Origin of the sequence: Kitasatospora sp. NPDC001261 (assembly GCF_042896795.1) — a bacterium.
Taxonomy (GTDB): domain Bacteria; phylum Actinomycetota; class Actinomycetes; order Streptomycetales; family Streptomycetaceae; genus Kitasatospora.
This window is the reverse complement of sequence record NZ_JBIAXP010000018.1, coordinates 83,810-102,312: the sequence shown is the minus strand read 5'-3', so window position 1 is coordinate 102,312 and position 18,503 is coordinate 83,810. Positions and strand designations below refer to the sequence as shown.

At 71.1% G+C, this 18,503-nt stretch carries 15 protein-coding genes and 3 tRNA genes; 14 read left to right on the top strand and 4 right to left on the bottom strand.

All coding sequences use genetic code 11. The features are described from left to right. Positions 1-33 precede the first annotated feature (33 nt). The 4 genes from yidC to rpmH are packed head-to-tail and all read right to left on the bottom strand — an operon-like array spanning position 34 to position 2,155. On the bottom strand, positions 34-1,206 hold the full coding sequence (gene yidC, locus ACFY4B_RS24290; protein ID WP_049655853.1) for a membrane protein insertase YidC: 1,173 nt from the start codon (positions 1,204-1,206) through the stop codon (positions 34-36). After that, positions 1,203-1,574: a membrane protein insertion efficiency factor YidD gene (gene yidD, locus ACFY4B_RS24285; protein ID WP_049655851.1), complete on the bottom strand. Its 372-nt coding sequence runs from the start codon at positions 1,572-1,574 to the stop codon at positions 1,203-1,205. The genes yidC and yidD overlap by 4 nt, the downstream gene beginning before the upstream one ends. Then, positions 1,571-1,999 carry a ribonuclease P protein component gene (gene rnpA, locus ACFY4B_RS24280; protein ID WP_049655849.1) on the bottom strand — a complete coding sequence of 143 codons (429 nt, stop codon included), beginning with the start codon at positions 1,997-1,999 and terminating at the stop codon, positions 1,571-1,573. Before rnpA ends, yidD begins: the two co-directional genes overlap by 4 nt. Positions 2,000-2,017: 18 nt before the next feature. Next, positions 2,018-2,155 carry a 50S ribosomal protein L34 gene (rpmH, locus tag ACFY4B_RS24275; RefSeq protein WP_030305394.1) on the bottom strand — a complete coding sequence of 46 codons (138 nt, stop codon included), beginning with the start codon at positions 2,153-2,155 and terminating at the stop codon, positions 2,018-2,020. A 353-nt stretch (positions 2,156-2,508) separates the two neighbouring features. Here rpmH and dnaA point away from each other — a divergent pair, with 353 nt between their 5' ends. From dnaA to ACFY4B_RS24205, 14 genes are all read left to right on the top strand, one after another. Further along, positions 2,509-4,365 carry a chromosomal replication initiator protein DnaA gene (dnaA, locus tag ACFY4B_RS24270; protein WP_074001899.1) on the top strand — a complete coding sequence of 619 codons (1,857 nt, stop codon included), beginning with the start codon at positions 2,509-2,511 and terminating at the stop codon, positions 4,363-4,365. A 954-nt stretch (positions 4,366-5,319) separates the two neighbouring features. After that, positions 5,320-6,450: a DNA polymerase III subunit beta gene (gene dnaN / locus ACFY4B_RS24265; RefSeq protein ID WP_074001900.1), complete on the top strand. Its 1,131-nt coding sequence runs from the start codon at positions 5,320-5,322 to the stop codon at positions 6,448-6,450. A 170-nt stretch (positions 6,451-6,620) separates the two neighbouring features. After that, complete coding sequence (gene gnd, locus ACFY4B_RS24260) at positions 6,621-7,496, top strand: phosphogluconate dehydrogenase (NAD(+)-dependent, decarboxylating) (RefSeq protein ID WP_049654622.1); 876 nt, start codon at positions 6,621-6,623, stop codon at positions 7,494-7,496. A gap of 41 nt (positions 7,497-7,537) precedes the next feature. Then, positions 7,538-8,671, top strand: coding sequence for a DNA replication/repair protein RecF (gene recF, locus ACFY4B_RS24255; RefSeq protein WP_049654621.1), 1,134 nt, complete (start codon positions 7,538-7,540; stop codon positions 8,669-8,671). A 193-nt stretch (positions 8,672-8,864) separates the two neighbouring features. Further along, entirely contained in the window at positions 8,865-9,404 is a 540-nt protein-coding gene (locus tag ACFY4B_RS24250) for a DUF721 domain-containing protein (protein WP_049654619.1), read from the top strand. Between the two features lie 259 nt (positions 9,405-9,663). Continuing rightward, positions 9,664-11,688, top strand: a complete 2,025-nt coding sequence (gene gyrB / locus ACFY4B_RS24245) for a DNA topoisomerase (ATP-hydrolyzing) subunit B (RefSeq protein ID WP_369808323.1) — start codon at positions 9,664-9,666, stop codon at positions 11,686-11,688. Positions 11,689-11,744: 56 nt separating this feature from the next. Then, positions 11,745-14,354 (top strand): DNA gyrase subunit A, encoded by a 2,610-nt coding sequence (gene gyrA / locus ACFY4B_RS24240; RefSeq protein ID WP_049654618.1) that lies wholly within the window; start codon positions 11,745-11,747, stop codon positions 14,352-14,354. 150 nt (positions 14,355-14,504) lie between these two features. Then, the gene (locus ACFY4B_RS24235; protein WP_074002160.1) at positions 14,505-15,260 is read left to right on the top strand and encodes a DUF3566 domain-containing protein; all 756 of its coding nucleotides are present in this window, start codon (positions 14,505-14,507) and stop codon (positions 15,258-15,260) included. 260 nt (positions 15,261-15,520) lie between these two features. Next, positions 15,521-16,915 (top strand): class I SAM-dependent methyltransferase, encoded by a 1,395-nt coding sequence (locus ACFY4B_RS24230; protein ID WP_387970913.1) that lies wholly within the window; start codon positions 15,521-15,523, stop codon positions 16,913-16,915. Positions 16,916-16,931: 16 nt separating this feature from the next. Beyond that, a tRNA-Ile gene (locus ACFY4B_RS24225) sits at positions 16,932-17,008 on the top strand. A gap of 85 nt (positions 17,009-17,093) precedes the next feature. Next, positions 17,094-17,167: transfer RNA gene (locus tag ACFY4B_RS24220), tRNA-Ile, on the top strand. 178 nt (positions 17,168-17,345) lie between these two features. Next, positions 17,346-17,708 (top strand): DUF6191 domain-containing protein, encoded by a 363-nt coding sequence (locus tag ACFY4B_RS24215; RefSeq protein WP_117488751.1) that lies wholly within the window; start codon positions 17,346-17,348, stop codon positions 17,706-17,708. A gap of 259 nt (positions 17,709-17,967) precedes the next feature. Then, positions 17,968-18,096 carry a DLW-39 family protein gene (locus tag ACFY4B_RS24210; protein WP_014137031.1) on the top strand — a complete coding sequence of 43 codons (129 nt, stop codon included), beginning with the start codon at positions 17,968-17,970 and terminating at the stop codon, positions 18,094-18,096. 186 nt (positions 18,097-18,282) lie between these two features. After that, positions 18,283-18,355, top strand: a tRNA-Ala gene (locus ACFY4B_RS24205). The last annotated feature ends 148 nt before the right edge of the window (positions 18,356-18,503 follow it).

Genomic DNA, 18,503 nt, shown 5'->3' with positions numbered 1-18,503 from the left:
TCTTCGCGGCGGTCACAACGGGCTCGGGACCGGTCAGGACTTCTTCTTCGGCCGCTGGCCGCCACCGCGCTTCGGCTGCTGCCGGGTGCCCTGCTTGGTACCGGCGGGCTTCGCCGCGGCCTGCTTGGCGGCCGCCGGCTTGGCACCGGAGTCGGACGGCACGCTGTCGGACGGAGCCGTGTCGGCGGCTTCCTCCGCCTGGCTGTCCTTGTCCGGCTCGCCGGTCGGCTGTCCGACACCGGCCTGCTGGCGCTGGGCCTTGCTCTGCCGACGGGGCTGCTGGCGGCGCACCTGCACCGACTCCTCGACCACCGCGGCGGCGCTGGCCGCCTCGCTGACGGCCGCCTTGGACGGGGGCAGCATGCCCCAGAGCGCGCCCTTGATCTCCGTACCGTCCGGACGCAGCCGGCCGGCCTTCTTCAGGCGGGCCTGACGCTCCTCGAAGGCCTTGCTGCCCGGGGTCGGGTTGTTGTGGATCACGACCAGCTGCTGGCCCATCGACCAGACGTTGGTGGTCAGCCAGTAGACCAGGACACCGACCGGGAAGTTGATGCCCATCACGGCGAACATGATCGGGAAGACGTACATCAGCATCTTCTGCTGCTGCATGAACGGCGTCTTCACCGAGAGGTCGACGTTCTTGGTCATCAGCTGGCGCTGGGTGACGAACTGCGACAGCGACATCAGGATGATCATCACGGCGGTGACGATCTTGACGCTGGTCTCGGGGCTGCCCACGAAGGTCGCGGAGAGCGGGGCACCGAAGATGTGCGCCTTGCCGGCGCTCACCAGCAGGTCACCGTGGATGACGCCGATGTCCTGGCCCTTGGCGACCTTGGCGAGCACTCCGTAGAGAGCGGTGAAGAACGGCGCCTGCACGATGATGGGAAGGCAGCTGGAGAACGGGTTGGTACCCGCCTCCTTGTACAGCTTCATCATCTCTTCGGACTGGCGCTGCCGGTCGTTCTTGTAGCGCTCCTGGATGGCCTTCATCTTCGGCTGGATCGCCTGCATGGCCCGGGTCGCCTTGATCTGCTTCACGAAGAGCGGGATCAGGCAGATCCGGATGACGACCACCATCGAGGCGATGGCGAGACCCCAGGCCCAGCCACCGTCCGGGTTGAAGATGTGGCTGTACAGCGAGTGGAACTGGACGATGATCCAGGACACCGCTGTGTACAGGGGATTCAGGAAGGAGAAGGTCACCGGTCAGGCTCCTTGGACAGGTGGATTGGCCGCACGGGGCCAATGGTCGCCGGGCCCTCGGGGTCCGGACCGGCGGGGGTGGCGGTCACCGGGTCTCCGGTGGCGGACCGGCTCTTCAGCCAGTCTCGCAACCGCCGGTGCCACACCGGATGCTTGCGCGGGGGGACATGATCGACCCCACCGGGCGTCCACGGATTGCAGCGCAGGATGCGCCACACGGTCAGCCCGCCGCCCTTGACCGCTCCGTGCACCTTCACGGCCTCGTAGCCGTAGTGCGAGCAGGAGGGGTAGTAACGGCAGACCGGACCGAGCAGTGGGCTGATGGTCCACTGGTAGACCCTGATCAGACCCATCAGCAGGTACTTCATCGACCTGCTCCCGTCGGCGCCGTGGCGGCGGGCTCCGTCCTCAGCAACCGCTTCAGTGCCGCGTCCAGGTCACGTTCGAGGTCCTGGTACGAGGCGGTCGCGGCCTGGGGCAGCGCACGCACCACTATCAGGCTACCGGCGGGCAGCCTGGAGAGACGATCACGAACGAGATGGCGCAACCGGCGCTTGACCAGGTTGCGAACGACCGCCGGGCCAACGGCCTTGCTCACGACGAAACCCGCACGCGCCGAAGGAGTCCCCTCGGCGACGTGCGGGCGGGAGTCGCTGGTCCGGTCGGTCTGCCCCTGCGGGTCACCGTCTCTGCTGAGATGGACGACCAGAAGGGGCCGGCCGGCCCGGCGACCGCGTTTCACCGCGGTCGCGAAGTCCTGGCGCCGCCGCAGCCGATTCTCGGAGGGCAGCACAACAGACTCTGGCGCGGATCAGGCGGACAGGCTGCTGCGGCCCTTGCCACGGCGGGCGGCCAGGATGGCGCGGCCGGCGCGGGTACGCATACGCAGCCGGAAGCCGTGGGTCTTCGCGCGACGACGGTTGTTCGGCTGGAAGGTGCGCTTGCTCACTCGGGGGCTCCTGAGGTGAATCGTAGGATGACGGGGAATCGCTTGGCCGTCACCGTGCGTCCGCGTGATCTCCCCTGATTCGGAAATCCGGCCCATCGCCCCAGTTCGGCTGGGGTTTGAGGCAATCCACGGCGCCCGTGCTGCGCGCCTTATGGAGCGGGTGGACCCGCGGACATGCGGCAGCGGCCATCGACAACTCGACCTGGTTACGGTACGCGGGACGGGGCACGGGGGTCAAACCAGCCGTCTCTCGCCCGTCTTACCCACAGCCTGTGGACAACGACTTGATCCGTCCCTGTTCGCTGACTACCGTTGCAGAACTTGTCTGGTTTGTTCTTGGAAAGCGTGCACCAGTGGCTGATGTCAACAGCGACCTCGTCCCGGTCTGGGCCAGGGTCGTCGAGCGGCTGGTCGCCGACCCCGATGTCGGGGAGATGGACAAACAGTGGGTGCAGCGCACCCAGCCGATGTGGATGATGCACGACACCGCCCTGCTGGCGACCCCGAACGAGCGGGCCAAGCAGGTGCTGGAGGGCCGGCTGCTGCCGCAGCTGACCGAGGCCCTCAGCCGTGAGCTCAGCCGCCCGGTCCGGATCGCCGTGATGGTCGACGCCAACGCGGTGCCGACCACCCCCGCACCCGCCCCCCAGGCCCCCGCCGAGCCCTACCCGGGCCCGGCCGAGGACGACACCCCCGGCTACGGCGGCCAGGGCTACCAGCAGCCGTACGAGCACGGCCAGCCCTACGAGCAGCCGCAGCCGTACGAGCAGGGCCAGGGGTACGAGCAGGACTACGAGCGCCCCCGCTACGACACCGGCGGCTACGAGCAGCGCCAGGCCCCGTACGGCGGCCCCGGCGGCGGCCCCGGCTGGCAGGGCTACCAGGAGCAGCCGCCCGGCTACCGCGACGCGGAGGAGCCCGCGTCCCGTCCGGCGCCGCGGCCCGTCCCCGGCCCGCCCGCGACCACCCAGGGCGACCTCTTCGGCGGCGCCTACGGCCCCGGCCCGAACGAGCAGCCCCGCACCGGCGCCGGCCGTCGGGCCGGCGGCTCCCGCCCCACCGGCGGCCGCCCGGCCGAGAAGGCCGCCCCGGAGCGCTCCGCCGAGCGTCCCGGCGTCCCCGGCGTGCCCGCCCCGCCCGGCGCTCCCCCGGCCGGCGGCTCCCGCAAGGACGAGCCGGCCGCCCGGCTGAACCCCAAGTACCTGTTCGACACCTTCGTCATCGGCGCCAGCAACCGCTTCGCGCACGCGGCGGCGGTGGCGGTCGCCGAGGCCCCGGCCAAGGCGTACAACCCGCTCTTCATCTACGGCGAGTCCGGGCTGGGCAAGACCCACCTGCTGCACGCCATCGGGCACTACTCGCGCAGTCTCTTCCCGGGCACCCGGGTGCGCTACGTGTCCTCGGAGGAGTTCACCAACGAGTTCATCAACTCGATCCGGGACGGCAAGGCGGACACCTTCCGCCGCCGCTACCGGGACATGGACATCCTGCTCGTGGACGACATCCAGTTCCTCGCGAGCAAGGAGTCCACACAGGAGGAGTTCTTCCACACCTTCAACACCCTGCACAACGCGAACAAGCAGATCGTCCTCTCCTCGGACCGGCCGCCCAAGCTGCTGACCACGCTGGAGGACCGGCTGCGCAACCGCTTCGAGTGGGGTCTGATCACCGACGTCACCCCGCCGGAGCTGGAGACCCGGATCGCGATCCTGCGCAAGAAGGCGATCCAGGAGCAACTCAACGCTCCCGCCGACGTGTTGGAGTTCATCGCCTCCCGGATCACCCGCAACATCCGGGAGTTGGAGGGCGCGCTGATCCGGGTGACCGCCTTCGCCAACCTCAACCGGGCCCCGGTGGACCTGGAGTTGGCCGGGATCGTCCTCAAGGACCTGATCCCGGGCGGGGACGAGGACGCCGGCCCGGAGATCACCGCGCAGGTCATCATGCAGCAGACCGCCGCCTACTTCGGCCTGGGCGTGGACGACCTCTGCGGGTCCTCGCGCAGCCGGGTGCTGGTGACGGCCCGGCAGATCGCGATGTACCTCTGCCGCGAGCTCACCGACCTCTCGCTGCCGAAGATCGGCGCGCAGTTCGGCGGCCGCGACCACACCACGGTGATGCACGCGGACCGCAAGATCCGCTCGCTGATGGCCGAGCGGCGCTCGATCTACAACCAGGTCACCGAACTCACCAACCGCATCAAGAGCTAGCCGGAGCAGGCACGGCGGGGCCCCGGGTCCGAAGTCGGGCCCCCAAGGGCGTCAGGAGCGAATCCTGACGCCCTTTCTCGTGTCCACAGGTGTGCGTCGCGCGCCGGCTGGGCAGGGATGCCCTCGACGGACGGTCCGCCAGTCCACAGCCCGCGCCGAACAACTGACCGGTGATTCGAAACCCGGGGGCGCGCAAGGCCGTTGTCCACAGGACGGGCCCCTCCGCCGCCGTCCACAGGGTGGGGAGTGCGGAGTTATCCAGAATTCGTCCACAGGCCCGTCGCCGCTACGCTCTTCCGCGCAGGTCAGGTGCCTGTGGACTTGTGCACAACGGTTATCCACAGGGTGTGGACAATTGACGGGTCCACAGTGGGCCGTCCGGGTTATCCACCGGTTGTCCCCAGGGGATGGCCGGTTATCCCCAGGTTGTCCACAGCAGCGTCCACAGTTCGACAACCGTGGGCTGGCGTTCATACCCTGGTGTGAAAGGCGTCACGTAAAGTTGACCGGCGCCCGTGGATAACCGGGCCCGGATCTGGGGACAGCCCTGGGGATAACCTGTGGATACCCTGCGTGCCCTGTGGGTAACGCTCGGCTGTCCACAGCGCGGCCTGCCCGTCCACAGCCGCCGTCCACACCCGCTGTGGACAAAATTCGGGCTCTGACCTGCGGAAACAGGGTTATCCACGGTTTCCACAGGCCCTACTACTACCACTACACATTTAGACCCCGGACTTGCTTTCAAAGTGGGTGGGCCCCGAATCTGTGGACAACCGGGCCCCGACAACAGTTCGGGTCGCTTCCGCCCGTCTGCCCCGTCTGTCGGCGGAGTACGTCAGACTGTCCTTGCGACTGGAAGCGGAGTGACCGAGCTCGGTGGACAGCCGAACCGACGATCAAGATCAGACGAACCAGAGTGCGAGCGGGAGCGCTCGATCCAGGAGGCGGTTACCGGTGAAGTTCCGGGTGGAGCGTGACGTCCTCGCGGAGGCGGTGGCCTGGGCTGCCCGCAGCCTCCCGGCACGGCCGCCGGTGCCGGTGCTGGCCGGCCTGCTGCTGACCGCGCAGGAGGGCAGCCTGGCGCTGTCCGGCTTCGACTACGAGGTCTCGGCCCGGGTCGAGCTGGAGGCGGACGTCGAGGAGGCCGGCACCGTCCTGGTCTCCGGCCGGCTGCTGAACGACATCTCCCGCAACCTCCCCAACCGGCCGGTGGAGATCTCCACCGACGGCCAGCGGGTCAGCGTGGTCTGCGGCAGCTCCCGGTTCACCCTCCCCACCCTCCCGGTGGACGAGTACCCGGCGCTGCCCCAGATGCCGACCGCCACCGGCACCGTCTCCGGTGACGTCTTCGCCTCGGCCGTCAGCCAGGCCGCGGTCGCCGCCGGCCGGGACGACACCCTCCCGGTGCTCACCGGTGTCCGGGTCGAGATCGAGGGCGACCGGATCACCCTGGCCGCCACCGACCGCTACCGCTTCGCCGTCCGCGAGCTGCTGTGGAAGCCCGAGCAGTCGGACATCTCCGCCGTCGCGCTGGTCCCGGCCAAGACCCTCCAGGACATCGCCAAGTCCCTGGGCAGCGGCGACAACGTCTCCATCGCGCTCTCCTCGGGCGGCGCGGGCGAGGGCCTGATCGGCTTCGAGGGCGCCGGCCGCCGGACGACCACCCGGCTGCTGGAGGGCGAGTTCCCCAAGTTCCGCAGCCTCTTCCCGACCGAGTTCAACGCGATCGCCGCGATCCAGACCCAGCCCTTCCTGGAAGCGCTCAAGCGCGTCTCGCTGGTCGCCGAGCGCAACACCCCGGTCCGCCTCAACTTCGAGGAGGGCGTGCTGACGCTGGAGGCCGGTTCGGGCGACGACGCCCAGGCCACCGAGCGGATCGAGGCCTCCCTGGAGGGCGACGCCATCTCGATCGCGTTCAACCCGGGCTACCTGGAGGAGGGCCTCAAGGCCATCGACTCCCCCTTCGCCCAGCTCAGCTTCACCACCCCGACCAAGCCCGCGCTGCTCAGCGGCAAGGTCTCGGTGGACGCCGAGGAGGACAAGGCCTACCAGTACCTGATCATGCCGGTCCGCCTCTCCGGCTGATCCCGCCCGTCCTTCGTCCACAGGCTGTGCACACCCGCTGTGCACAGCCTGTGGCCGTCTCCCCCGGCCGGCCCCGACCGCAGCCGGGCGGGGCCGCTCCAGCGCGTAGGCTCAAGGAGTGCGGCAACGGCGCCGCCGGCAGGCACGTCACCACAGGTAAGGACTTGGTCATGGAGCTCGGCCTCATCGGTCTCGGCAAGATGGGCGGCAACATGCGCGAGCGGATCCGCCGCGCCGGCCACACCGTCATCGGCTACGACCGCAACCCTGACATCTCCGACGTCGAGAGCCTCCAGGAGCTCGTCAGCAAGCTCCAGGGCCCGCGCGTGGTCTGGGTCATGGTCCCGGCGGGCGCCGCCACCCAGGCGACCGTCGACGAGCTCGCCGAGCTGCTCTCCCCCGGCGACGTGGTGGTCGACGGCGGCAACTCCCGCTGGACCGACGACGTCAAGCACGCCGAGGCGCTGGCCGCCAAGGGCATCGGCTTCGTGGACTGCGGCGTCTCCGGCGGCGTCTGGGGCCTGGAGAACGGCTACGCGCTGATGTACGGCGGCGACGCCGAGCACGTCGCGAAGGCCCAGCCGGTCTTCGACGCCCTCAAGCCCGAGGGCGAGTTCGGCTCGGTGCACGCGGGCGCGGTGGGCGCCGGCCACTTCGCCAAGATGGTCCACAACGGCATCGAGTACGCGATGATGCAGGCCTTCGCCGAGGGCTGGGAGCTGCTGGAGGCCGCCCCCGAGGTCACCGACGTGCGCGACGTCTTCCGCAGCTGGCAGGAGGGCACCGTCATCCGCTCCTGGCTGCTGGACCTGGCCGTCCGCGCCCTGGACGAGGACGAGCACCTGGACAAGCTGCGCGGCTGGGCCGCCGACTCCGGCGAGGGCCGCTGGACCGTCGAGGCCGCGATCGACCACGCCGTGCCGCTGCCGGCGATCACCGCCTCGCTGTTCGCCCGCTTCGCCTCCCGCCAGGAGGACTCGCCGCAGATGAAGATGATCGCCGCGCTGCGCAACCAGTTCGGCGGCCACGCGGTCGAGTCCAAGTAACCAGCAGGTCCTCCCCAAGAAGGCGGGCGCAGTCCACAGCCATGCACGTCGCGCACCTGTCGCTCGCCGACTTCCGGTCGTACGCCCGGGCCGAGGTTCCCCTCGACCCGGGCGTGACCGCCTTCGTGGGGCCCAACGGCCAGGGCAAGACCAACCTGGTCGAGGCGATCGGCTACGTGGCCACCCTGGGCAGCCACCGGGTCGCCACCGACGCCCCGCTGATCCGGCTGGGCGCCGAGCGGGCGGTGGTCCGCACCTCGGTGGTGGACCGCGGCCGGTCCACCCTGATCGAGCTGGAGCTCACCCCGGGCAAGGCCAACCGGGCCCGGATCAACCGCTCCGACAACGTCCGCCCGCGGGACGTCCTGGGCCTGCTGCGCACCGTGCTGTTCGCCCCCGAGGACCTCAGCCTGGTCAAGGGCGACCCGGGTGAGCGGCGGCGCTTCCTGGACGAGCTGCTGACCGCCCGGGCACCCCGGCTGGCCGGGGTGCGGCAGGACTACGAGCGGGTGCTCAAGCAGCGCAACGCCCTGCTGAAGACCGCCGCGATGGCCCGCCGGGCCGGCGGCGGCAAGGGCGCCGACCTGTCCACCCTGGAGGTCTGGGACGGCCATCTGGCCCGCGCGGGCGCCGAGTTGACGGCCTTCCGGATCCAGCTGGTGGCCGCCCTGCAGCCCCTGGTGGCGGCCGCGTACGGGCAGCTGGCCCCCGGCGGCGGCGAGACCGCCCTGGAGTACCGCAGCTCCTTCGAGGGCGAGCTGCCGACCAGTCGCGAGCAGGCCGAGGAGCAGCTGCTGAACGCGCTGCAGGCGGTCCGCAAGCAGGAGGTCGAGCGCGGTGTCACCCTGGTCGGCCCGCACCGTGACGAGCTGGGGCTCAAGCTCGGCCCGCTGCCCGCCAAGGGCTACGCCAGCCACGGCGAGTCCTGGTCGTTCGCGCTGGCGCTGCGGCTGGCCTCGTACGAGCTGCTGCGCGCCGACGGCGGCGAGCCGGTGCTGATCCTGGACGACGTGTTCGCCGAGCTGGACGCCGCCCGCCGGGACCGGCTGGCCGAGCTGGTGGCCGGCGGCGAGCAGGTGCTGGTGACCGCGGCGGTCGCCGAGGACGTGCCGAAGGCGCTGGCCGGCGCCCGGTTCGCGGTCTCCGACGGCGCGGTGCGCCGGGTCGACGCCTGACCGCGCCCCCGCGTCCGCACCGCTGCACACCCCTCCACCCGCACCACCACACCGCCGTCACCGGACCGCGACCGCTTCCGCGCACCGCGCGCCCCCGCCCCGGCCCGAGGGGCCCGGCGGCTCCCGTAGGCTGGACGGCTCGGCGGGCGCGCGACCGCGACCGTTGTCCACAGGCTGGGGAAAGGAGATCGCCGTGAGCGAGCCGGCGGAGCACTCCCCCGAGCCCGGTGCCCCGGCGCCGACCGGTGCCGACCTCGCCCGCTCCGCGCTGCGCGCGGCCCGGGCCCAGGCCCGTCAGCGCGGCGAGCAGGTCCGGGAGAAGCGCGAGGCGAAGCGGCACGGCCTGCGCAGCGGCGCCCGCTCGGACGGCCGCGACCCGGTCCCGCTGGGCGCGGCGCTCAACCGGCTGCTGACCGAGCGCGGCTGGGAGTCCTCGGCCGCCGTCGGCGGGGTGATGGGCCGCTGGCCGCAGATCGTCGGCCCGGACATCGCCGCGCACTGCCACCCCTCCTCCTACGACGAGGCCGCCGCGGTGCTCACCGTGCAGTGCGACTCCACCGCCTGGGCCACCCAACTGCGCTGGCTGGCACGGCAGTTGGTGGCCCGTCTGAACCACGAACTGGGCCACGGGACGGTCCGGACCATCAAGGTGCTCGGCCCCGCGGCGCCCGCCCGCGGCTACGGCCGGCTGCGCGCGCCCGGGAGCAAGGGGCCGGGCGACACCTGGGGCTGACCGGGACCTCGGACGGCCGGCGGGGGCGCGGATCGGATGGCGATCTTCCGGAACCCCTGACAGCCCTTCCAGGCGCCCTGGGCCCCCCGGGCGAGTATCGGGACATGTCCCGAGGGGATTCAGGGCGGCATATCTGCCCTCAAGGGCTGCCAAACGCCCATCTCTGTCAGTCGTACCGGTAGACTGAAAGCCAAACACTGTTGCTAGTGGCAACCGAGTCGAAACGCTGTGGTCGCACGCCCGCCCGTACGGGGTGGGCATGCGACCCGTGCTGTGCCAGAGAGGGCGCTTCGTGGCCGATTCCGGCAACCCCAGCCAGACCCCAGACCAGTCCGAGCAGGCTTCCTACACCGGTAGCAACATCCAGGTGCTGGAAGGCCTCGACGCCGTCCGCAAGCGCCCCGGCATGTACATCGGTTCGACGGGCGAGCGCGGCCTGCACCACCTGGTGCAGGAGGTCGTGGACAACTCCGTCGACGAGGCGATGGCCGGGCACGCCGACACCATCGACGTCACGATCATGGCCGACGGCGCCATCCGCTGCGTCGACAACGGCCGCGGCATCCCGGTGGACATCGTCCCCGGCCAGGACAAGCCCGCCGTCGAGGTCGTGCTCACCGTCCTGCACGCCGGCGGCAAGTTCGGCGGCGGCGGCTACGCCGTCTCCGGCGGTCTGCACGGCGTGGGCGTCTCCGTGGTGAACGCGCTGTCCACCCGGCTCTCGGTGGAGATCCACCGGGACGGCCACATCTGGACCCAGGACTACAAGATGGGCGCGCCGACCGCCCCCCTGGTCAAGGGCGCGGAGACCGACCGCACCGGCACCACGGTGACCTTCTGGGCCGACGGCGACATCTTCGAGACCACCGTCTACTCCTTCGAGACGCTCTCCCGGCGCTTCCAGGAGATGGCCTTCCTCAACAAGGGCCTGTCGATCTCGCTGACCGACGAGCGCCCCGAGCACGCGGACGAGGAGGGCAAGCCGCTCACCGTCACGTACAAGTACGACGGCGGCATCGCCGACTTCGTCGCCCACCTCAACTCCCGCAAGGGCGAGGTCGTCCACCCCTCGGTGATCGACTTCGAGGCGGAGGACAAGGACAAGGCGATCTCGGTGGAGATCGCGATGCAGTGGAACTCCTCCTACACCGAGGGGGTCTACAGCTTCGCCAACACCATCCACACCCACGGCGGCGGCACCCACGAGGAGGGCTTCCGCGCCGCGCTGACCGGCCTGGTCAACCGCTACGCGCGGGACAAGAAGCTGCTCCGCGAGAAGGACGACAACCTCTCCGGCGAGGACATCCGCGAGGGTCTGACCGCGATCATCTCGGTCAAGCTCGGCGAGCCCCAGTTCGAGGGCCAGACCAAGGACAAGCTCGGCAACACCGAGGCCAAGACCTTCGTCCAGAAGGTCGTCCACGAGCACCTCAACGACTGGCTGGACCGCAACCCCAACGAGGCCGCGGACATCATCCGCAAGTCCATCCAGGCCGCCACCGCGCGCGTCGCCGCCCGCAAGGCCCGCGACCTGACCCGCCGCAAGGGCCTGCTGGAGTCCGCCTCGCTGCCGGGCAAGCTCTCGGACTGCCAGTCCAAGGACCCGTCCGAGTGCGAGATCTTCATCGTCGAGGGTGACTCCGCCGGCGGCTCGGCCAAGCAGGGCCGCGACCCGCGCACCCAGGCCATCCTGCCGATCCGCGGCAAGATCCTGAACGTCGAGAAGGCCCGGATCGACAAGGTCCTCCAGAACACCGAGGTCCAGGCGCTCATCTCGGCCTTCGGCTGCGGCATCCAGGAGGACTACGACGAGTCCAAGCTGCGGTACCACAAGATCGTCCTGATGGCCGACGCCGACGTCGACGGACAGCACATCCGCACCCTGCTGCTCACCCTGCTGTTCCGCTTCATGCGGCCGCTGGTCGAGTCCGGGTACGTCTACCTCGCCATGCCGCCGCTGTACAAGATCAAGTGGGGCAAGGACGACTTCGAGTACGCCTACTCCGACCGCGAGCGCGACGCGCTGATCGCGGCCGGGGTGGAGGCCGGGCGCCGGCTGCCCAAGGACGACGCGATCCAGCGCTTCAAGGGTCTCGGCGAGATGAACGCCGAGGAGCTCCGGGTCACCACCATGGACGCCGAGCACCGCCTGCTGCTCCAGGTCACCCTGGAGGACGCCGCCCGTGCCGACGAGCTGTTCTCCGTGCTGATGGGCGAGGACGTCGAGGCGCGCCGCTCCTTCATCCAGCGCAACGCCAAGGACGTTCGCTTCCTGGACGTGTGACGCCTGCACCGCAGGCCCCGCACGTTCCAGTCCGCGTGAAAGGAAACTGACCACCAGTGGTCGACGACAACCGTCCCGAAGGCGAACAGCCCGAGACCCCCGCAGCCGAGGGCACCGCCCAGGTGACCATGCGGATCGAGCCGGTCGAGCTCGAGACCGAGATGCAGCGCTCCTACCTCGACTACGCGATGAGCGTGATCGTCAGCCGGGCGCTCCCCGAGGTCCGCGACGGCCTCAAGCCGGTGCACCGCCGCGTGCTCTACGCGATGTACGACGGCGGGTACCGGCCCGAGAAGGGCTACTACAAGTGCGCCCGCGTCGTCGGCGACGTCATGGGCAACTACCACCCGCACGGTGACACCTCGATCTACGACACCGTGGTCCGCCTGGCCCAGCCGTGGTCGCTGCGGATGCCGCTGGTGGACGGCAACGGCAACTTCGGCTCCCCGGGCAACGACCCGGCGGCGGCGATGCGCTACACCGAGTGCAAGCTGATGCCGCTGGCCATGGAGATGATGCGCGACATCGACGAGGAGACCGTCGACTTCGCGCCCAACTACGACGGCCGCTCGCAGGAGCCGACCGTCCTGCCCGCGCGCATCCCCAACCTGCTGGTCAACGGTGCCACCGGCATCGCGGTCGGCATGGCCACCAACATCCCGCCGCACAACCTCCGCGAGGTCGCCTCCGGCGCGCTCTGGTACCTGGAGAACCCGGAGGCCTCCGCCGAGGAGCTGCTGGACGCCCTGGTCGAGCGGATCAAGGGCCCCGACTTCCCGACCGGCGCGCTGATCGTCGGCCGCCGCGGGATCGACGACTACTACCGCACCGGCCGCGGCTCGGTCACCATGCGGGCCGTCGTCGAGGTCGAGGAGATCCAGGGCCGCCAGTGCCTGGTGATCACCGAGCTGCCGTACCAGGTCAACCCGGACAACCTCGCGCTGAAGATCGCCGACCTGGTCAAGGACGGCAAGATCGCCGGCATCGCCGACGTCCGGGACGAGTCCTCGTCCCGCACCGGCACCCGCCTGGTGGTCGTGCTCAAGCGCGACGCGGTCGCCAAGGTCGTGCTGAACAACCTGTACAAGCACACCGAGCTGCAGACCAACTTCGGCGCGAACATGCTGGCCCTGGTCGACGGCGTGCCGCGCACGCTGTCGCTCGACGCCTTCATCCGGCACTGGGTCAACCACCAGGTCGAGGTCATCGTCCGGCGCACCACCTTCCGGCTGCGCAAGGCCGAGGAGCGCGCCCACATCCTGCGCGCCCTGCTGAAGGCCCTGGACCTGATCGACGAGGTCATCGCGCTGATCCGGGCCTCGGCCAGCGCCGATGCCGCCCGCACCGGCCTGATGGGCCTGCTCGACATCGACGAGCTCCAGGCCAACGCGATCCTGGAGATGCAGCTGCGCCGACTGGCCGCCCTCGAGCGCCAGCGGATCATGGACGAGCACGACGAGCTCCAGCGCAAGATCGACGAGTACAACGCGATCCTGGCCTCGCCGGTCCGCCAGCGGGAGATCATCTCCGAGGAGCTCACCGCGATCGTCGACAAGTACGGCGACGAGCGGCGCTCGACCCTCATCCCCTCCGACGGCGACCTCTCCATCGAGGACCTCATCGCCGAGGAGGACATCGTCGTCACGATCACCCGTGGCGGCTACGTCAAGCGGACCCGCTCCGACCTCTACCGCTCGCAGAAGCGCGGCGGCAAGGGCGTGCGCGGTGCCCAGCTGAAGCAGGACGACATCGTCGACCACTTCTTCGTGACGACGACCCACAACTGGATCCTGTTCTTCACCAACAAGGGCCGGGTCTACCGCGCCAAGGGCTACGAGCTGCCGGACGCCGGGCGCGACGCCCGCGGCCAGCACGTCGCCAACCTGCTGGCCTTCCAGCCGGACGAGCACATCGCCCAGGTGATGGCCGTGCGGACGTACGAGGACAAGCCGTACCTGGTCCTCGCCACCCGGGCCGGCCTGGTGAAGAAGTCCGCGCTCAAGGACTACGACTCGCCGCGCTCCGGCGGCCTGATCGCGATCAACCTTCGCCAGGACGAGGAGGGCCAGGACGACGAGCTGATCGGCGCCGAGCTGGTCTCCGCCGAGGACGACCTGCTGCTGGTCTCCAAGAAGGCCCAGTCGATCCGCTTCACCGCGACCGACGACGCCCTGCGCCCGACCGGCCGCGCCACCTCCGGCGTCAAGGGCATGGCCTTCCGCGAGGACGACGAACTGCTCTCGATGAACGTCGTCCGTCCGGGCACCTACGTCTTCACCGCCACGGACGGCGGCTACGCCAAGCGCACCGGGGTGGACGAGTACCGTGTCCAGGGGCGCGGCGGCTACGGCACCAAGGCGGCGAAGATCGTCGAGGGCCGGGGCTCGCTGGTCGGCGCGCTCGTGGTCGACGAATCCGACGAGATCATGGCGATCACCCTCTCGGGTGGGGTGATCCGCACGAGGGTTTCCGAGGTTCGTGAAACCGGACGTGACACCATGGGCGTCCAACTGATCAACCTCGGAAAGCGCGACGCGGTCGTGGGCATGGCCCGCAACGCGGAGGCCGAGGACGAGGAGACGGCGGAGGACGAGGTGGCGGGTACCGAGTCCACCGAGACGGCCGAGGGAGCGGAGACGGCGGTCGACGGAGACGTCGAGGCCTGAACCGAACCGCAGACCGGTGCCGCCGCGTCCAGAGTATGGATGCGGCGGCACCGGACGCCGACCAGTTCCGGGCAATCCCGCCGGGCGCTGGATGACGAGTGACGAAGCAGGGCGGCGCCGCCGTCCTGGTGGGAAGTGCGGGAGGACCAGGTGAGTGGAGCCACGGGTGCTGCGGGAGGAACCTCCGGCGGCCGTCCGGGCGCGCAGGGCGGGGGTGCGTACGGCGTTCCGCAGCCGCCGACCGAGCACTCGGCCGCGTCCACCTCGCTGATGCCGCCGGCCGGTGGAGCGGGCCAGAGCGGTGCGACCTACGGGGGGCAGACGCCCGCGCCGCCGAGCGGCCAGGCCGGCTTCTCGCAGCCGACCACGTACGCCAAGGGGCAGCCGACCCCGGCCCGGGGCACCCGGAGCCCGGGCCACACCCCGGCGGGCGGGACCCCGGTCGGGGCGACCCCGGCCGGCGGCACCCCCACCGGGGCGGCGCGCCGCCCCGCCGGTGCCCCCGCGGCCGCGACCGGCGGGGCCGGCCTCGGCCGGACCCGCAAGGCCCGGCTGCGGGTGACCAAGGTGGACCCGTGGTCGGTGATGAAGGTCAGCTTCCTGCTGTCGCTGGCCGTCGGCATCATCATCATCGTGGCCGCGGCCGTGCTGTGGATGACGCTGGACTCGCTCGGCGTCTTCGACTCGCTGACCAAGACCCTCAAGGACGTCACCGGCTCGGACAGCAGCGGCGGCCTCAACCTGATGGACTACGTCGGCTTCGGCAAGGTGATGACCTTCACCACGCTGATCGCCGTGGTCGACGTCGTCCTGCTGACCGCCCTGTCCACGCTCTCCGCGTTCATCTACAACGCGGCGGCTGGCTTCACCGGCGGCGTCGAGCTCACCCTGGCCGAGGAGGACTGATCCCGGCCGGATCCTGACGCTCGCTCAGCTCCCCGTCCACGGACGGAATGCACGGGCCCCACCCGCTGTTGCAGCGGGTGGGGCCCGTCGGCATTTCGGGTGACAGCCGGCCGCCCGCGGCGTGCCACCCGGAAACCGGGCGGCCGCGGTGGGACAAGCTGGGTGCCGCCCGTCCCGCGCCTGGGAGTGCCGCAGGCCGCCCCCGGTCCGCCCGACCGGGTCAGCTGAGGTTCCGCAGGACGACTGGACGGAGGCGCGCGGTGGCGAAGCTCGCAGGTCAACTGGTCGAAGCCCTCGAAGGGCTGTTGGGGGTCCCGGTACCGCTGCGGGTACAGGCCTGGGACGGCAGCACCGCCGGGCCGCCGGGCGCGCCCACCGTGGTCCTGCGCAACCGCCGGGCGCTGCGCCGGCTGGTCTGGCAGCCGGGCGAGCTGGGCCTGGCCCGGGCCTACGTCGCGGGGGACCTGGAACTCGCCCCCGGCACCGACCTGTACGAGACGCTCTCCGCCGTCGCCCGCTTCGCCGAGCGGCCGGAGGTCCGCACCCTGGCCCTCGGGCCGCGCGAGGCGCTCGGCCCCAAGGGCCGCCGGGTGCTCGCCGCCGCGCTGCGGGCCGGGGCGGTCGGCCTCGAGCCCGAGCCGCCCCGCGAGGAGGTCCGCAGGGCCCCAGGGCGGCTGCACAGCCGCAGCCGCGACCGCGCGGCCATCAGCCACCACTACGACGTCGGGAACGACTTCTACCGGATCGTGCTGGGCTCCTCGATGGTCTACTCGTGCGCCTACTGGGCGCCCGAGGCGAAGAGCCTGGAGGCGGCCCAGGAGGCCAAGCTCGACCTGATCTGCCGCAAGCTCGGCCTGCGCCCCGGGATGCGCCTGCTGGACGTCGGCTGCGGCTGGGGCTCGCTGCTGCTGCACGCGGCGAAGCACTACGGGGTCACCGCGGTCGGCGTCTCCATCTCCACGGAGCAGGTCGCGCTGGCCCGCGCCAGGGTCGAGGAGGCCGGGCTGTCCGACCGGGTCGAGGTCCGGCTCCAGGACTACCGGGAGATCACCGACGGGCCCTTCGACGCGATCTCCAGCGTCGGGATGGCCGAGCACGTCGGCTCCGAGCAGTACCGGGTCTATGCCGAGGGCCTGTACCGGCTGCTGGTGCCCGGCGGCCGGCTGCTCAACCACCAGATCGCCCGCCGCCCCGACATCCCCGGGGTGCCGCACCGCACCAGCCCCTTCATCGACCGCTACGTCTTCCCGGACGGCGAGCTCTCCCCCATCGGGTCCACGGTGGCCCGGCTGGAGGAGGCCGGCTTCGAGGTCCGGGACGTCGAGTCGCTGCGGGAGCACTACGGGCTGACCCTGCGCGAGTGGGTGGCCAACCTGGAAGCGCACTGGACGGAGGCGGTCCGGCTGGTCGGCCGCGGCCGGGCCCGGGTCTGGCGGCTGTACATGGCGGCTTCCGCGCTCGCCTTCGAGCAGAACCGGATCGGGATCAACCAGGTCCTCGCCGTCCGCAGCACCGAGGAGGGCGCGGCGGGCCTGCCGCCGACCCGCGAGGAGTGGCTGCTGCGCCCCTCCGTGGGTGCGCCGCAGCTGGTCGCGGGGGGTGCCGCCGCAGCCCCGGCCGACCCGGATTTGGGAGATCGGCCGTCGGTCCGCTAATCTTTCAGTGCGGCAAGGGCCTATAGCTCAGACGGTTAGAGCGCTTCCCTGATAAGGAAGAGGCCACAGGTTCAAGTCCTGTTAGGCCCACCACCGCGAAGGGCCCGGAGTGATCCACTCCGGGCCCTTCGGCGTTTTCGCGGATCGGCCGGCATCCGGTACGATCTCTCATCGGTGAGGGCCTATAGCTCAGACGGTTAGAGCGCTTCCCTGATAAGGAAGAGGCCACAGGTTCAAGTCCTGTTAGGCCCACCTCCCCGAAGGGCCCGGAGTGATCCACTCCGGGCCCTTCGGCGTTTCCCGCCGCGCTGCCTCCGCGCGTCCCGCCGCGTGCCCGCCGCGTTCCCACCGCATTCCCGCCGCCGGGCCGGGAACCGCGCGCCCCTCCCGACGGTTCTCGGGGGAGGGACGGTGGAGGGTTGGTGACGGCATGGCGGTGTTCTGGGCGATGAGCATCCCCGGACTGGTCTGCGCCCTGGTGGTGCTGGCCGCGCTCGATCAACTGGCACTGCGGGCGCGCCGCGCCCGCTGGGTGCCCTGGCGGGGGACGGGCCGGGAGGGGCAGATCTCGGCCACCGGGTTCGAGCAGCTGCACGCGCAGTTCGCCGCGGGCAAGCAGCACGAGCTGGACGAACGTCGCAGCACCCTGATGCTGCGGGACGAGGAGGGCGAGGGGGCGCCGCCGCGGACCAGGGTGGACCTGGCGAACGGCACCGCCGTGGTGGTGGCGCCGGGCCGCCCGGCGGACGGGACGGCGGGCGGACCCGCGGACGGCTCGGCGGGCCGGGTCTGATCCGCGGGCGCGCGGGACGGTCCGGGCACGGTCGGACCGCCCGCCAGGAGGTGCGGCGTCAATCCTGGGACCGGACCGCCGGGTTGGCCGCACCGGTGGCTGGTCACGATTGGGACACCGGTGTGTATCATCGGCCGCAAGGGCAGTCTGGCACCCGGCCGCCCGTTCGCGCTCGAAACACAACTGGACTCGTCGGCCCGGTCAGTCCGGCCGGATCCGGCTCTTGAGTCCACCAACGCAAGAAGGACGAGGTCCCGCGGTGAAGAAGCTTCTCCTGGTCGCCCTGGTCGCCCTCGGCGGCTTCTTTGTCTACCGTCAGGTCCAGGCGGACCGCGCCGAGCAGGACCTGTGGACCGAGGCCACCGACCCGGTCCCGGCCGGTCGCTGAGCCCCCGGCGATCTGACGATCGACGAACTCCGGAGGCGCCCGTCGGCGCCTCCCGGGCCGGCCGGCCCGGTCGACGAACCGGACCGGCCGACCCCTTGGAACGGCACCGTTCCGGGGGGACGGCGCTGGGAATCGCGCCGGAAACCGGTACGCTAGTGCCCGTTGGCACGCGCGCGGTGCCGTCGAGGGGCATTAGCTCAGTTGGTAGAGCGCTGCCTTTGCAAGGCAGATGTCAGGAGTTCGAGTCTCCTATGCTCCACAGCCCACAGCAGTAGCCGATCGGGCGGGGGGCCGGGGGCGGGGGGGGGGGCGCGCCGCGGGGGGGGGGGGGGGGGCGGGCGGGGGGCGGCCCCCCCGGGGGGGGGGCGCCGCGGGGGCCGCCGTGCCCGCGGGGGGGGGCCCCGCCC